This window comes from Fodinicola acaciae (genome assembly GCF_010993745.1).
GTDB lineage: Bacteria > Actinomycetota > Actinomycetes > Mycobacteriales > HKI-0501 > Fodinicola > Fodinicola acaciae.
Genome location: NZ_WOTN01000001.1, coordinates 1,799,623 through 1,815,748, shown reverse-complemented (window position 1 = coordinate 1,815,748; position 16,126 = coordinate 1,799,623). Strand labels below are relative to the sequence as shown.

The window sequence follows — 16,126 nt, the reverse complement described above, 5'->3', positions numbered from 1 at the left end:
TTAGAGTGATGTCAGATTACTCTACGTGTTCTTATGTCGGGGTCGACTCTTTCTTAAATCTACTGTTTTCCCAGCTCACGCAGCGGATGGCAATCTTGCACGTGCACCTGCAATTGCATTCGCGAGTGCATTTTCGGCAGGTTTTTGATCCGGATGCGTGTGGAGGTCCGCCTCCAGAGGCTTGACTCCTTGTCCCGATGATCGTACGCAGTGTAGGGAAGTAGGTCAGGTTAGCTGGGTAGGGGGAGTGGACATGGGGACAACGACTGTCGTCAATGCGGTTGTAGCGGCCGCCGTCGTCGGAGCGCTCGCGGGGTGCGCTTCGCCGCAACAGGCGGCTACGCCGTCGCAGAGTACGGGCGCGACAACAGAAAACGCCGATCAGGCCGCGCGTCGCCAAGCGCTCACCGCGTACCAAGGGATGTGGACTGCGGTCAAGAAGGCTGGGTTGACCTCGAATTCCGCGGATCCGGATCTGGCGAAGTACGCATCGTCCAACGCTCTGGCCACCATCACGAAGAAGCTCACGATGGATCGCGCCTCCGGTTTAGTGACCAAGGGAGACATTGGAATCCAGCCCAAAGTCAGCTCGGTCGCGCCGCCGAACGCGCCGACGGTCGTCAATATCGTCGACTGTGCTGACGATTCTCGTTGGCTGCGCTACCGGAAAGATAACGGTGCACCGGCCGACACGCCCGGCGGTCGGCATCGCGTGACCGCCATCGTTCAACAGATCGGCGGATGGCGGGTGACCTCCTTCGCCCTGGATGACAGGGCCGGGTCATGTTGATCAGACGGATCTCGTTCGTCGTCGCGGTAGCCGTTGGAGTCAGCCTCGCGTACGGCACAGGTGCGTACGCCGGCGGTTTTGGAGGACTCGGTTGCGAGCAAAGCCAGGCGCCGAACTGCCACGTGACCGCTGGAACTCGCGGTGGCAATAAAGGCGCACCTCGCGGCGGAGGCCACAACAAAGGTGCCTCCCAGGCAGGTGAAAACGCTGGCGTCGTGTGTGTCCCCAGCCAAGCTGGTGCAGCGCCAGAGTGCATGACGAACCTCCCAGGGCAAGGCGGCCCCGGGGGAGCGCCAGTACCGGTCGAGGTCGTCGCGGCGCAATTGGGTGCGCAAGCTGCCGCCGACCTTCAGCTACCGAAACCAGTCCTCCTGATGAATCCGCCGACGACATCTCGGCAGTTGGTCCGCGTACCAACGTGGATGTGGATGTCGAACGACTCGTGGACACCGCAAACAGCGACAGCAAGTGTGCCCGGGTTTTCCGTGACGGCCACAGCCGTGCCTGAGTTCGCCCGCTGGGCGATGGGCGACGGAAGGACCGTGACGTGCCGGGGCCCTGGTACGCCGTGGCGTAGCGGAACGGATCCGCGGCGGGCGTCGCCGACATGTGGCCATACGTATTTGAGACCGGGCAGGGGTGTCCTGGCGTCCGCGACCGTGTCGTGGAAGGTCTCGTGGCGCAGTGCGGACGGCTCGCTGTCTGGCGCAGGACCGGCGCTCGCGACGAGGGCGTCAGCTCGGCTGAGCGTCGTCGAGGCGCCGGCGCTGAACGACTAACCAACCTTCGAACAAAGCAGGACGGGGATAGAGATGGTGGTGCGAGAGCGCGAAACGTTCGTGCCGTCATCGTCGATTCCGACGATGAACGGCAAAACGAGCCGGCTCGGTCTGGCTGTAGCGTGGCGCCGGCGACTACCGTGGCTGCTCGCTGGGCTGCTCGCGGTCGTGTTGGGAATCGTCGGCGTACTGGCTGTGGTGTCGGCGAACAATGAGCGCCGTGCGGTCTGGGCAGCCGCACGCGATCTACCTGCCGGGCATGTACTGACACCTTCCGACGTGCGGATAATCCAGGTTGGCGCCGATCTCAACGTCCCGCTCGTCCCTGCTGCTCGGCGGTCTGCCGTGGTCGGCGCGCGGCTCGCGACGGCGATCCAGGCTGGTGCACCGTTGACAACGCGGCAGCTCGGCGCGCCAGCTTGGCCTGCGGCGGCTCAGGGCGTCGTCGGAGTGGCGGTGGATGTTGGCGAATTTCCTCCACGCATCCAGCCGGGAGATCATGTCGCCGTTCTTCTTGAGCCACCTGACCAGCAGACCGTCGGCGGTGCAGACTCGCAACCATCCAGCAGCACTTCGTCGGCAGGTACGGCGTTAGTCCCCGAGGCGTGGGAGCGCGTCGAGGCGACGGTGATCGCCGTGTCCCTAACCGACGCACCGACTACTAATGGCGGAGCGAACGGAGATCGCGTTGGCCGAGCTGTCGTGACCCTGCAGACCTCTGAGGGCGGTGCTGCTCTGATCGCATCCGCTCCGGGCGTACGGCTCGTCGCCGTCTCGGGCAATGGAGGCTGACCCATGCCGATGATCGTGATCGGGTCCGTTTCCGGAGCTCCAGGGGTGACTACGAGTGCCCTTGCTCTGGCAGCGACGTGGCCGCAGCCAGTGCTGGTAGTTGAGGCAGATGCCAGTGGCGGCGACCTCATCGTCCGGCTGGACCTGAATCCAGAACGCGGTGCAGCATCGCTGGCGGCACAGCAGCGGCATTTTCCTGCTAATGGAACTGTCGCTCCTCATCTGCAATCTGTACGGGTCGCCGACCGCTCGATTGACGTCCTAGCGGCACCGGTCGGATCTGCGGAAGCCGCTGCGTCGATCGCGGCGGTCCTCGCACGCGTGCCCTTCCGGCAGCTGAATACGACGGTCATTGTGGACATTGGTCGACTTGGGCCGCCAGGTCCTTCAACCAGCGCGACGACCTGGTCGTTGCTGTCCATGGCAGATTTCGCGTTGCTGGTGTCTTCCGGACGTCCCGACGCACTGGCACACGTGGCCGCGGCCTACGGCGTGGTCAAGCAGGCGGCGGGCGAGTGTCTGCGTCTTCTGGTTGTCGAGGATGGGCCGTACGACGCCGATGAGATCAATAGCGCGTTCCATTGTCCCGGGATAACGATGATCCCTCACGACGTACGTTCTGTTGGCCTGCTGCACCGAAATGGTCCGCAGACCGTCGCACGTACGGCCCTTGGCCGTGTCTTTCAGCAGCTGTCCAAAAAGCTTGCCGGCACCTCTGTCGACGGTCTGCGAGAGCTACCCTCTTGCGTGGCACCGGTTTCGCCGCCGGTTGCAAGTACGCCGTTGATGTGGCGGACACGATGACTGGCCCGGCGGCGGTGCCTCCGCACCTGCAGGCGTATGCCCATCGGCTGCCAACAAGCAGGAACGGTATCAACGGTGGTGTCGCACCTGCCGGACCTGTCGCTGCAGCCACGGCGAAGAACGCCAAGGCAGTCTCGGCTCCAGCCGATGCAATAGCCCGGATCCGTACGTGGGTGTCGGAGCGGATCAGCGAACGAGCTGATGTAGGAGCGCCACTGAGCGATGCAGCGCGACGTGAGCTGGTGTCCGACCTCCTGCGTGACGCCTGTGACGTTGAGGCGCGCCGAGCCATCAACACCGGCCGGCCAACGATGACTCAGTCCGAGGAGCACGCGGCTTGTGCAGCCGTACGTGACCGGCTTTGCGGCTTGGGTGGCTTCGAGCAGCACATGGCGAATCCGAGAGTCGAGGACATCTACGCGAATGGCTTCGACAACGTATGGCTGCGGTTCACCGACGGCACGACGGCTGAGGCGCCACCAGTTGCCGACAGCGACGAAGACCTGATCACCCTGATTCAGGAGGCCGCGGCGCGGGCCGGCCGTGGTGGCGGTGAGGAGCGCCGATGGGATCCATCGGCACCTCAGCTCCGGTTGCAGCTGCCGGGCGGCGAACGGCTGCAGGCTGTCGCGTGGGTCGCGCGTCGACCATCGGTCGCGATCCGATGTTTTCGTGCATTGGACTGCACTCTGGACGAGCTCTTGGCTTGGGACACAATTGACAGCCGCTTGCACTCCTTTCTCTCGGCCGCAGTACGAGCGAAACGGAACATCCTCATCTCCGGCGGTCAGGGCGTGGGGAAAACGACGATGCTGCGGGCATTGGTGTCGGTCGTCCCGTCGGGTGAACGTTTAGGAACTGTCGAGGATGTCTACGAACTCAATCTGGATGTCGCTCGTCTGCACCGAAATTCGGTTGCCTTCCAGGCGCGCGACTCCACAGTCGAGGGCGTCGGAGAAGTGGATATTCCTGCCCTTACGCAGTGGGGGCTGAGGATGCGCATCGATCGGCTCATCGTTGGCGAAGTGCGTGGGCTGGAGGTCGTTGCGATGTTGCTCGCGATGTCGCAGGGCTGGGACGGATCGATCGGCACGATCCACGCCAGAGCGAGTCAGGATGCGCTCGTCCGGCTGATCGCGTACGGGCATAACCGCGAGGACCGCACCATTGCGATGTTGACATCGATCGCGGCGCCGCTGGTGGTGCATCTTGAATTCGCCAGAGATCGATTAAAAGGGCGGTCGAGCCATCGGGTGGTGTCGTCGATCCGGGAGGTTTCCGGGCTCGATGAGACCGGCCGTCGCGTGCAGTCCAACGAATTATTTGCACCCGCGCCGGATCGGCGCGCGTTGCCCGCGTATCCGCCGTCCGCGGATCTACTCGAAGAGCTCGTGGACGCTGGCTTGGACGCGCAACTTCTTGGTTGGGCCAGGTGAGAACCCGATGATCGACCTATCGATGACCTCTGTCGGCGACTGGCTAATGATTGTGGCTGCTGGTATTGCGCTCGGCCTGGGCACGCTTTTCTTCGTAGTGGCAGCATCCAAGCGTCGTACGGATGCGGCTGATACGACGGCTCGCGGCGATCTCGATCGGCGTGACGGTGGGGCGGCTCGCCCTCCTTGGGGTCGGCGAGCTTCGTTGTCCGTCGCTGCCGGACTCGCAGTGTGGATATTCACTGGCTGGCCCGTTGCGTTGCCGCTGGCAGCGCTCGCGGTCTGGTGGTGGCCGGCGCTCGCGGGAAGTACCCGCGAGCACGAGCAGCGAGTCGCGCGATCGGATGCGATCGCCATGTGGGCGGGGCATCTCGTGTCGTCCGTGCGCGCCGTATCTGGCCTCCAGCAGGCGCTCGTGCGTTCTGCCGCTTTGGCGCCAGCCGCGATCGCCCCAGCGATTCGTCGACTGGCGACCCGGCTCGAAGGCGGTCAGGACACTCGTGAAGCGCTGCGGAAGTGTCAGGACGAACTCAACGACGGGACTGGTGACCTGGTATGCGTCGCGCTGGCTATGGCTGCTCGACGTTCCGAAGGTTTGGCTGACTGCCTGGACGAGGTGCGCAGGGTAGCTCGCGACGATGCGCAGATGCGTCGGGAGGCGTACGCCGAACGAGCCGCGTCGCGGACTGCTGTCCGGATCGTGCTCGGTAGTTCAGCAACTATGGTTGCGGTGATATGCCTATTCTTTGCGAACTATCTCGCCGCGTATAAGACTTTCTTTGGTCAGCTGGTGATTGTGGGAATTGCCGCTGGATACGCCGCTTGTCTCTGGTGGATGCGCCGAGTTGCCGAGATACCCGAACAGCCACGAATTCTTGCCGCCGGTTCAAGCCATTTTGACGCTACGACACATCCGGCGAAGCCCACGCGGATGGGGACAGCAGAACGCGTGTGGAGCTCAGCGTTGCTCCTGCCCGCAACCGCAATGATTGGCGGCGAGGCCAATTCGTCGTTGCCAGTCATCGTGATTTGCGGCGTGCTGATCGGTGGGGGCGCGATCGTCGTCGTGCGAGGTCTCTGGCGTCGGCGGCCCGCGCTGGCCGATGTCATCGCCGCGTCCACCGGCGCCGTTCCACGGTTGCGCCGCTGGAGTGATGACGACGGAGCGCTGGCGCGCGTTGCCGCGTGGAGCGGAATTCTTGGAGAGTCGGCTCGTGCGAACCTGCGGTTGCTTGAGCTACCGGTACGTACGTACGCAGCACGATGCTCCGGAACCGCAGTTCTTGGCGGTATGGCAGGAATTGTTGTGGGAGTCTCGATTGGTACGCCCCTGATCGTTGCGGCGATACTCGCACTTGTCGGCGCGGCCGCAGGCACGTGGGGAGCGGGCCGAGCGTTGCGAACCGAGGCGGCACGCCGGCGAGATCGAATGGTGCACGCGCTATCCGTCTGGCTCGACTTGGTCGCGATGGCCACTCGAGGTGCCGCTGGCATAGAACAGGCGACCGCACAAGCTACCGAACAGATCAGTGGAGATGGCGCAGACCAGATCCGGCACACGCTCGTCGACGCGCGCAACCGCGGCCTGAGCCACTATCGCGGCCTGGAGCGACTGGCTGCACACAGCCAGGTCGCCGAGTTCCGGGATGTCGCGGGCGTCCTCGAACTGGCTACCACCGACGGCACGCGCGTGCGGCCGGCGTTGCGCGACCTGGCAGAAACGCTGCGCGCCAGCCGAAGGGCGGCAACGAGAGCCCAGATCGCGGCGGCATCTGAACGCATCTGGGTGCCGGCGTCGCTGACCTTTACGTGGCTTGTTGGTCTCGCGCTGTATCCAGCGCTCGTCCAGCTAACGATCGGAGTCGCGTGATGATGTCCAACCTTCCTCATTTGGAGAACGAAGCAGTGGCAAGGCAACCTAGTGAGCTACGGATGCGAGTCGGCGATGCCGCTGCAAGGTGGGTAGTCGCGATCCGGCGGCAGGATACTGAGGCAGGCGATGTTTCGCAGACGACCGTCATCACGGTCTTCGGGATCATCATTGCTCTCGGTGTCATGGCGAAGATCGCGCTGTGGGTTGCTGAAAACCTCCACTTGCTACCAATCGGCGGTGGTTGAGGATGGCGAGGTCGTTCAGCAGCAAGCTCGGCGCAGACTGTGGGTCGATAACGGTGCAGGCAGTGCTTGTCCTGCCGGCGTTACTGCTGGTTTTCCTCGGTCTGCTCGACCTGGCAATGTACCTGCGTGGCGAACAAATCGTGACAGTTGTTGCTGACCATGCATTGACGGCTGCCCGCCTTTTTGGTGGCACGCCAGAAGATGGCAGGACCACTGGACTATCGGTGGCTGAACAGCTCGCCGGGCGCTCGCTTCGAGATGTTCGAGTCGAGGTGAGTGGAGACCAGGCAACCGTTCTCGTCACCGTCCGGGCGAGGATTGTCGCAGTGCTGCCTGACCGTTTCGCCGTCGTCGAGGCTCACGCAAGTGGTCCACGCGAGCGGTATGTCCAAGGTCCGGAAATTGGGTCACGATGACACGCGTCGTTCGATCGGCTGCCAGAGGAGCCGCCGGGGACAGCGGTTCGGCCGCTGTCGAGGCGGTTGCCGCAATGCTGGTCGTGGTAATCGTCTTCGGCGTTTTCCTAGCGATCGGTCGCGCGGCAATCGCAGGTCACATCGTGCAAACAGCTGCCGAGCGTGCGGCACGCGCTGCGACGGTTGTTCGTACGAAGGAAGCCGCACGGGAGAAGGCGATCGATCAGGCAGGTAGAACCTTCAATGAACACAAGCACGTCTGCATCGAACATTACGTTGACGTTGACCTCGGGAGCTTCCAACCAGGCGGTCTGGTCACGGTTCATGTACGGTGCATTGTCGGCCTCGCCGACCTCGATCTGCCTGGTGTTCCTGGCACGGTCGTCTTTACAGCGACAGGAATCAGCGGAATCGACGTCTATCGGGCGGGCTCGTGAACCGCCAATTCGTGTGCGTGGGCTGGCGTACAGTCATACGCCGTCCATCCTGGCGATTCGCAGACGATGCGGGTCAGATCAGCCCGATGATCGCTGTTCTCGCGACAGCTTTGATTGTCCTCGCCTGTTTCTATGCGCAGTCTGCACAGGCGATCAACGCGATGGACCGTGCGCTAGGCTACGCAGCGTCAGCGGCTCGGATTGGTGCCCAACAAGTCGATCTCAGAAGCCTTCGCAGTGGCAGCCGTGTACTGACTCTCGATGTCAAAGCGGCTGAGGCCGCAGCCGAGAGCGTGTTGGAGCAGTACCATTTAAAGGGCACGGCCGTCGCCACGCCTGCGCGGTTGCTCGTAACCGTCGTGGTGGAGCCACGTACCGTTCTGCGATTCACGGGACCGAATGGACAGGCACTCACAGCGACCGCATCGGCTCGGCCCTACCTCTTTCCTCTCCGGGCCCGGGAATGACGGCGCGAATAGTCCTGGCAAGCGTCGCCCGGATCGCGCGCGCCCTGTCTGCTGCAGTGGTGCTCATCGGCCTGCTCGTCGGGCCGCCAATCGTATTGCTTGCATTCGCCCCGATATCGCCACCTGGCCATTTGCTGACTTGGGATGAAGTCGTCAACTGGGCCAGCTACCTTTCTGTCGCCGACCTGATTGGACGTGTCGCAGCGTACGTCGGATGGTTCTGCTGGTTAGCTTTGTCGATTTACCTCGTCGTTCACGCAACAGGCGAGGCGATTGGTCAAATACATGCGATACGGAACGGACACAAGTACCAAGCACCAAATGGTGCCGTGCGGACAGCCATTGCTACCCTCGTTAGTCTAGTCATTGCCGGCGTACTCGCTCGTGGCGCCGTCGCCTCAACGGCTTCGACTGCAGTAGTGAGGCCGGATCGGCAGGCGAATCTCATGCAGCCGACCACGACTGCGTCGCCAAAACCTGGACACCGTTACGAGGTAAAGAATAACGATACACTCTCGGCGATCGCGGCTTCGGCGTATGGGAATTCGCGACTTTGGCGTACGATTTGGCGCGCCAACAAGGGCCAAGTCCAGCCCGACGGCATTATCTTCAGCAACCCCAACCGTATCCGGCCTAAATGGATCCTCTACATCCCCGATCGCTCCGCCGTCGGAGCGACGGCGCAACCGAACAAGATCACGCCGCAGCCGGTTGCTCCGTCTCGAAGAACAGTGACGGAACGCGCTGGTGGAGGGGCGAGTTCACGAAAGGCTCCGCCCTCGGCCACCTGTTCCTCACCTCTGCGAGGGACGAACGACCGCGCACAGCCGACGCAGAACGCCGCTGATGAGCCCCGAATGGTCGCTTTGCCCGGCGGTGGCTGGCTTACGCTAGCCGGCGCTGCCACCATCCTTGCCGCTCTCGCGCTCGGATACCGGCAACGCCGTCGTACTGTGCATTACAGCAACCTGGACTCTGCGGCAGAGCCTCGTAGCGCACTTATCCATTCTCTCCGGGCAAATCAGCCAACACTCCGCTGGCGAGCGCCGAATGCGACTGACGCACGCGTCGATAGTTCCGCGGAGTCGTCCGCGCAGTCGCTGCGCCAACCTGTACTGCTTCCGATCGGGGTAGCGGCCGACGGACTCACAATTGGTTTGGAGGCCATCAGCTGGCCCATCTACCTCAGTGGTCCAGGTGCGCTGGCCGCCATACGTTCGATCGTCGCTACGACTGTGGCCGCTGGTATTTCGGCTTCGGCGCCAATAACCGCGCAATCCTCACCGGGTTTCGATGGCGTGGAGCTGCTGGTCGCAACGTCCGCGTTGATCACCTTGCTCGACCCTCATCCCAGCCCGTGGCGGCAGGCTGACCAGCCGTCCAACGAGAGTGACCTGCTCGACAGGTTGGAGGGGATCGTCGTCACCCGACGTCGCATGGTGCTCGACGGCATGAGCTCGCCGACCAAGCCCTTGCTCGTCGTTGTAGTGGCCAGCGCGCTCGCCGACGATCGTCGGTTGAAGGCCGTTTCAGTGGAAATTCAGCGGCACCAGCTTGGCGTACGACTGATCGTGCTTGCCACTAACTCGACCGGGGCCAGTTGCACTGTTGCCGCAGATGGCCTCGTCACGACGGAGTCAACCGGACTGCCGCAGTTGTCGGGCGCGCGACTTGGGTGTCTGCCCGCGAAACACCTGGCCGAGTTGCTAACGCGCATGAACGGCCAGCCCTCGGAGTCGGCCACTCCGATTCCTGCCGCTCGCTCAGCCGAAGAATCCCTTCCTGCCAAGGGAGCTGAAGACCAGGCTGACGTAGCGTCCGCACCAGCGCCGCCCGACCGTACGCTCACCGCAGCCAATAAAGCGTTGAGGATGACTGTCTTTGGGCGATTCGAACTTCATGATTCGACCGGAGCATCGCTTTCGCTGCCCGGTGACAAGGCCGTGGAACTGCTTGTCCTGCTTGCGCTTCACCGCGACGGTCTCGCCCTGGGCGAGGTTCTCGCTGCGCTCTGGCCTGATCAGCGGCATCAATCGGCGCGCAACGCCCTATCGACACTGTTGATCCGACTTCGCCGTCACCTGAACCTTGCGGCAGGCGAGTCCGAAAGCTCGCCAGCGATGCGCGACTGCCAAGCGGTATCGGCCGACTGGGGATTCATCCTCCACGACCGCAAGCGATACCGACTCGATCCGTCGAAATGGCAGGTGGACGCATGGGAACTGCAGGGCTTGATGACGCATCTCGTCGAGAATCGGCGCGACGTTGCAGCTGCGGGGCGGGCTCTGCGAATCCACCAGGGCCACCTCGACGCAGCTGGAGCACCGGCCGACTGGCTTGCGGACGCCGACGAAGCCGTAGTCGCGCAGGTCACCCGCTTACTCGGCGGGGTTGCAGAGCACCTGATTGAGGCTAACGATAACGGGGGACTCGCTGCAGCCATCGCCAGTCATTTGGTAGCGATGACGCCCGACAACGAGTCCTTGTACGTACTTTGGATGCGCAGCGAGGCGGGGCGCTCGACCGCCGTACGCGCCATCCGGGACCTAGCGGTCGCCAGGATGGCCGACATTGGTTCCTACCCGTCCCGAGACATCATCGAACTCGCCGACCGATTGGCTTCGACTGACGCAGTCCCATTGCGAGGTTGAACAGTTTATGCCTGGCGCCGGCGGAACGGGCGAGCAGCGGGTGGTCGCGCGACGTGACGGGCGTGCCGGCAACTGGGCCGTTTCGGCTTGAGCAAAGAAGAACGGTTCACAACTGCGTACGCTGCGCGGCTACGTCGGCGCCGCCAATGGTGTCGCGGGCTCTTGGCGAGGCCGACCTACGACGTCGCCGAGCGTGCGCAACAGATCCGCGATCTGGATCTGAGTATGCGTCTACTCATGCGCGAGGCGCGTGCGGGTGCGCATCATGAGGCAGGCGTCGAAAGGGTGTTGATGGACCGAGCAATGCGGGAGCCGGTTCCTCCCACTACGCCGCCCGTTGCCGTACGTCCGGCTTACCGGCCGGGGCACTGGATGATGGCGTTGCAGAAGGCGGCTGGCAACGCGGCGGTGAGCCGGATGGTCGTCCAGCGCCAGTCTCTCGGTGACGCTGGAACAATGTCGGTGAACGAGGAAGCCGACGTGGCGACCGTCGTCGCCGGAGGACCGGCCGCCGCGGCGGCGGCGACGCGGTTGTCCAGCTACGCCGCGCAGCATCCGGATCGCGTCGACGCGCTGCGATCGCGATTCGACGCGGCCACCGAACAGTTGCGGCTGAATGCCCAGGCAGCCCTCCGAGAGGACTGGGAATCGCACGTACTGCTCGCACATGCCGCCGCGGTGCGCGACTGGGCTCGGGGCGTCCGGCCGGCGTCGGTGATCGGGCCACGCCGGCCGCCGTCGGGCGGTGCGGTCCGCGACCGTCCACTCGACGCGGCGATGGTCGCAGTGATTGCCGAGATCAGCGGGCCAGCGGGCCGTGTTGCGGGCCGCAGCGCAAGTCGGGATGGACGCGCTGCTGGCCGCGACGAACGGCGTACGCGAGCTCGCACCGACCAGCCACGCCGCCATGGTCGCCGAGATGGAACAGCGCATCCGCGGCGACGCCTTCCAAGCGCCACCGACATTCGGGACGGGCGCATTCTCGCCGCGGCCGAGCGCCGGATATCCGGACAGACACGAACACCGCGAGCCGGAGTGGTCGACGAGATCGGTTCCCACACATCCGTAGCACTCGATCGGCTCGCTCCGCGCCCCAGCCAGAGCCACCAGGACGTACTGTCCGATCCGGACACGCCCGACCGGATCGACGCGGCCCGCGATCGACTGCGCGCTCGCCGTGCTGGCCGTCTAGATCAGCTCAGAGTAACGGAAAACCGGCTGCGGCCGGCGTCCGCCGACAATTCTCAACCAATGCGGATAGCCGAGAGTCTCGGCGTCGGCACGGAAACGGGCGGTGGCGGGCGGCTGGACGCCATCGAACTCTTGGCAGCCCGTTACATCCGCGAAGCACCGCCGGGTTGTCCGCCGTTGGAGGAGCACCTACGCCGGTTGCTGACGGCCGAAAACCGCTACCACGACCGTACCGAGCAGACCGGCATCCAGAACAGCCGATCGCTCGGCAGTACCTAGGCCCGTCACGGCGTCGGCGCCACCGACCAGGACACCGCCGTGGGCACGCTTGTCACGACGGCCGCTCCGGCGCAGCTGCCCGGCTCGGTCGACGCGGTCGGCGATGGCGCACAGCCGTTCCAGTGGCATTCCGGACGGATTTCCTGGGTCGACTTTTCCTCGGCCCGCCAGGAACTCGCCGGCAAGATCGCACAGGGATATCTCGGCCGCGGATTCCGGGGACGGTTGCGCGCTCTGCTAGCGCGGCAGGCGAACCGGCCAGGGCGTACCCAGACGGAGCATGACCAGATCAACCGGCTGCTGTCGGATGTCGACGCCGTGAGCGCCAGTACGGTCTATCTACGCAGCCAACAGGGTGGTTCGGTGCAGGCGGGGCCACCGGTGGATCCCGGTTATGTGATGCCAGCCGATATTGTCGGCCGAATCGCGGGCTTGCAGCGCGGTGGCGTGGATCCAGATCGCTTCCTAGCCGGTGTGCTCTTCATCGATCCGGTCATCGGAGTCGAACCCACGCTAGGCCGACGTGCGCCCGCAGCACCAGCGAACCGATCCACGGCCGGTTCCGGCCCGACAGTCGGTGCCATGCGCGCCGAGTTGCGAGCCGCGCTGGTCTCGGCACTGTCGACTGACGTACAGCTCGCAGGTGTACCCGTCGGCGACATTCTCCAGTCGGTGGACGCCTCGCGTCGTTCCACCGCATGGTGGGCGAGCGGCGTGCCGATCGAATATCGGCAGTACGTCGATCCCGTACGACAGGCTACGCGGCGGGCACTGGCCTCGGACGACCAGCTACGTCACGCTGTCGAGCGGTACCTGTGGGCGGTTACGGCGCATACGGCCGCACGTCCGGCGTCGGGGGTGGACCGCCCACCCAGCGGCTCCGGCGACGACGAGACGTACCGGCCAGGTGAGGCCGTCTCGCTGGAGCGCCCAGGCGGTGCTGCGGTGAGTGTTCAACACGTATCGGAACGCGGCAAACCGGCGGATCTTCGTCACGGTGGCCTATACGCACCTGAGCTGGATCACGCCACGGTTACGGATCGGCGACCCCGTCACGCTGGAAAACCCGACCGTTCTCGGCCGTTCAGGAATGTCCGGCAACGCGGTCTCCGGGCACGTCCACGTCGATGTATCCGTGACCGACTGGCAAAGCCCGACCGCCGCGGCGACCGGCGCGCTCAGCCCAGCAACATTCTTCCAGCTGCCCCAACGCGGTCGATGATCAGCCAGTTCCACGCAGTGACCCCGGAGACAAGACCACGATGTCGCCGCGCCAACGAACGACGTAAAGAGCATCGATGAATACGGTCGTCCACGGTAAGGGAGCTCGCGGATGTGTCCGTGAGCGGTGCGGTCGTTGACACGGGCAATCTTCCCTCGGTCCACGTCGTGCGTCGCCGAACCCAGGCGGAGCGGCTGCGTGATCCGTAGAATCCCCTACGTCGCAGCGCGGAGATGGGTCTGGTTGGACCTGAGTGGCCGTGCCTGCGACCAGGCCGGGAGCGGGTTGCCGACGCCTTCGGGCGTTCCGCTCCCGGCCGCCTGACAGCGGTCAGGGTCGAGGCCTTGCACCGTTGACGATGGCCGTGGGTCGGCCGGTTTCCGGCAAGCCGGCTGCGCTATCGATGCTCAGATCCGAGTCGGCCCGGTCCGTGGGCGCGCTGCCACCTGGCGTCTTAGTTTGCTGCGCATCCTTGAACTCGCGGAGCCAGCCCCGGCGCTCGGCACGGGCGTGCGATAGCGACGCCCCTGCCGTACGTGCGAGCTCGGCACTGCTCGGCGTACGACCGGTGGCTGTCTCGTTCAGCCAGTGCGCGCGCATCTTCTCGACTTTGGTCAGGTCATGACCGCAGCCCGCGGATGAAGTGTCGACGGCGGTCGGATGCTCGCGGTCGCTGCGATGCCGCGCGCGTAGGTGTGCGGCGAGGGCAAACATGACCGGCGGCATCGCGGCGACGAAGACCGCGATCCACCACTGCAGGCGGGTGATGCCACCCGGAGTTGTGAGGGCTTGATAGATCGCGTTGGCGAGGATGGATACGATCACAGCGCCGATGGCGCACCGACGTGCGAGCGCGCGAGTGCCCTCGGAGATCGCATGCGCCGGCCGCTGCCAGTCGCGAGTCGTGATGATCAGGAATGCGTCGACGATGAGCGGCAGGAGCCACGCCATCCTGATGGAGACGCCGAGGATCCGTACGGTGGTCGTGACTCCTACGAGGTCGGAGAGGTTCGCCCATGTCGCCAACGACAAGAGCCCGGATCCTGCCCCGACGACCAACAGGCCGACGGTCGTGCCGATGTCTCCGTTCCGCCGCGCCGTCGTTGTGGGAGCCGTCTGGGTGGCGCTCTCAAACGGTTCGGTCTCGTGGGGCTCCGGATCGTCGTGGTTGATCTCGTTCATCAGATTCGCCCGCCCTCGACTCGGCGCTGCAGCGGGCCGACGTACCAGACGCACACGGCCGGCGTGGTGATCAGCGAACGCCAGACGACGTACGCGCCGGCGGCAATAGGCCGCCGAGAGACGCCGACCGGCGGATCGGCGGACGGGCCTGGCGTCTCCAGCCGCTGCACGTCGACGACTGAGAACATTTTGGGGACGACGATCACGGCCGTCGTACCACCGTTACGCACTTCGGAGGCAGCAAGGACTTCGGCGACACTGGCGCGCTCAAGCTCTGAGACGGTGAGGCAACCAACGGAGCCGCCGGTATCGGAGGCGCCAAGGAAGACCTCTGCAAAGAGCACGTCTTCGTTGTTGTCGAGAAAGTGGATTACCGTGCCGCAAGGAAGGGGCTTGGTGAGGATCGCCCGAAGCGGTGCCGCGGTTGAGGGATCGCCAAACAGATCGGGATCGACGGCTGGGGGCTCGCCGGCGTCCGGGGTGGGAAACGCGGTCATAGCGGAACCTCGATGTGGTTGGAATGAGTGGACTTCCGATGGCTCTTCGGGTTGCCGTCCTAGAGCCATCGGCCGCTGCTCGACTACTTGCTAATGCCTGTCGTTGTTCGCCACCTCCTTATGATTTGCGAGTAGAAGTAGGTCATCGTCCATCGGTGTTGGTGAGATCTCAGAGAGCCTGACTCGACGGTGAGATTCGCCAACGATCCGCCAGCAATCGGTGGCCGGATGACGGTCATTCTCTCCGCTTGCCGTTGCAATAGTCAGGCCGGCCGGCGTATGTGCGGTGAGCTGCCTGTGTGCATTTGATTCGCGGTTGTCGGAGGTGAACCAGAACAGCAGTGCGAAGTTCAGTTGCGTACCAACGAGGCGGCCGTATCCGGTCAGTTTCTCCGACAGCTGACGCAGCCGTTCCGTGCCGGTGTCGAACTCCAGCCAGAACGGCGTACGAGCGTCGTGATCGCGCCAGATGCCGTACCCGTCGGGCCGTACGATGCCTTGAACCGCGTTAGTCGCACTTCGCTCTGACAGCCAACTCAAGAGTTTGTACCGCGGATTGGTACGTGCAAACGAGAAGAGACGCACGAAGAACGTGTTGATGCCAAGAAGGTGTTCGGTTGTCGAGGCCGCGAGCCGATCCGTTGCCGCTCGTACGGTCGCGGGCCGAGGAATGTCTTTGCCTGCTTCTGCATGCAGCAAGGCAGCGCCGATGGGTCCGACGGTCCACCGCCAGCTCTGCGATCCCGGCCGCACGTGGTGACGCCAGCGGTCGAGTACGTCGCGCTTGTACAGCAGAAAGAGCCGTTTGCGAGCGCGATGCGCGCTTTGATAGCTCAACTCGGTGATGTGCTCGGTCGTCAGTGTCTGATGTTCGCGAAGCATGCGGAGAAGCCATTTGTCGCGAGGCGTCAGGCGTGCGAGCTCCGCGGCGAGCCTGCGCGGGGTGGCGTTCTCAGTCATTGGGATCCTTTCTTTGCGAGATAGACGTAGAAGTGGAGAACGAGCCGGTGGCGTTCTCTGGGCCTGCTTGGCTTAGCTGACCTAGAAACGAAGCTCTGATCGATC

The 16,126-nt window shown here is 64.2% G+C and carries 14 protein-coding genes; 11 read left to right on the top strand and 3 right to left on the bottom strand.

Features of this window, described 5'->3' with window-relative positions:
* The first annotated feature begins 253 nt into the window (after positions 1-253).
* The 11 genes from GNX95_RS08540 to GNX95_RS08490 all read left to right on the top strand — a co-directional run bounded on the left by GNX95_RS08540 (position 254) and on the right by GNX95_RS08490 (position 13,462).
* On the top strand, positions 254-790 hold the full coding sequence (locus GNX95_RS08540) for a hypothetical protein (RefSeq protein WP_163506569.1): 537 nt from the start codon (positions 254-256) through the stop codon (positions 788-790).
* Between the two features lie 812 nt (positions 791-1,602).
* Positions 1,603-2,361 (top strand): SAF domain-containing protein, encoded by a 759-nt coding sequence (locus GNX95_RS08535; protein ID WP_163506568.1) that lies wholly within the window; start codon positions 1,603-1,605, stop codon positions 2,359-2,361.
* A gap of 3 nt (positions 2,362-2,364) precedes the next feature.
* A complete protein-coding gene (locus tag GNX95_RS08530) occupies positions 2,365-3,165 on the top strand; it encodes a CpaE/TadZ family protein (protein ID WP_163506567.1) in 801 nt (266 codons plus the stop codon).
* A 242-nt stretch (positions 3,166-3,407) separates the two neighbouring features.
* Entirely contained in the window at positions 3,408-4,601 is a 1,194-nt protein-coding gene (locus GNX95_RS08525) for a TadA family conjugal transfer-associated ATPase (protein ID WP_163506566.1), read from the top strand.
* A gap of 7 nt (positions 4,602-4,608) precedes the next feature.
* On the top strand, positions 4,609-6,471 hold the full coding sequence (locus GNX95_RS08520) for a type II secretion system F family protein (RefSeq protein ID WP_163506565.1): 1,863 nt from the start codon (positions 4,609-4,611) through the stop codon (positions 6,469-6,471).
* Positions 6,472-6,533: 62 nt separating this feature from the next.
* A complete protein-coding gene (locus tag GNX95_RS08515) occupies positions 6,534-6,719 on the top strand; it encodes a hypothetical protein (protein ID WP_163506564.1) in 186 nt (61 codons plus the stop codon).
* A 2-nt stretch (positions 6,720-6,721) separates the two neighbouring features.
* On the top strand, positions 6,722-7,135 hold the full coding sequence (locus GNX95_RS08510) for a TadE/TadG family type IV pilus assembly protein (RefSeq protein WP_163506563.1): 414 nt from the start codon (positions 6,722-6,724) through the stop codon (positions 7,133-7,135).
* Positions 7,132-7,572 carry a hypothetical protein gene (locus GNX95_RS08505; RefSeq protein ID WP_163506562.1) on the top strand — a complete coding sequence of 147 codons (441 nt, stop codon included), beginning with the start codon at positions 7,132-7,134 and terminating at the stop codon, positions 7,570-7,572. Before GNX95_RS08510 ends, GNX95_RS08505 begins: the two co-directional genes overlap by 4 nt.
* Before the next feature lie 1,765 nt (positions 7,573-9,337).
* Positions 9,338-10,690 carry an AfsR/SARP family transcriptional regulator gene (locus GNX95_RS43065; RefSeq protein WP_246281543.1) on the top strand — a complete coding sequence of 451 codons (1,353 nt, stop codon included), beginning with the start codon at positions 9,338-9,340 and terminating at the stop codon, positions 10,688-10,690.
* Positions 10,691-10,777: 87 nt separating this feature from the next.
* A complete protein-coding gene (locus GNX95_RS08495) occupies positions 10,778-12,160 on the top strand; it encodes a hypothetical protein (protein WP_163506560.1) in 1,383 nt (460 codons plus the stop codon).
* 39 nt (positions 12,161-12,199) lie between these two features.
* Positions 12,200-13,462, top strand: a complete 1,263-nt coding sequence (locus tag GNX95_RS08490; protein WP_163506559.1) for a hypothetical protein — start codon at positions 12,200-12,202, stop codon at positions 13,460-13,462.
* Between the two features lie 250 nt (positions 13,463-13,712).
* Here the strand turns inward: GNX95_RS08490 and GNX95_RS08485 are convergent, their stop codons facing one another.
* From GNX95_RS08485 to GNX95_RS08475, 3 genes are all read right to left on the bottom strand, one after another.
* Positions 13,713-14,564 (bottom strand): hypothetical protein, encoded by an 852-nt coding sequence (locus GNX95_RS08485; protein WP_163506558.1) that lies wholly within the window; start codon positions 14,562-14,564, stop codon positions 13,713-13,715.
* Positions 14,564-15,061: a hypothetical protein gene (locus tag GNX95_RS08480; protein WP_163506557.1), complete on the bottom strand. Its 498-nt coding sequence runs from the start codon at positions 15,059-15,061 to the stop codon at positions 14,564-14,566. Before GNX95_RS08480 ends, GNX95_RS08485 begins: the two co-directional genes overlap by 1 nt.
* 90 nt (positions 15,062-15,151) lie before the next feature.
* Positions 15,152-16,021, bottom strand: a complete 870-nt coding sequence (locus GNX95_RS08475) for a replication-relaxation family protein (protein ID WP_163506556.1) — start codon at positions 16,019-16,021, stop codon at positions 15,152-15,154.
* Positions 16,022-16,126 lie beyond the last annotated feature (105 nt).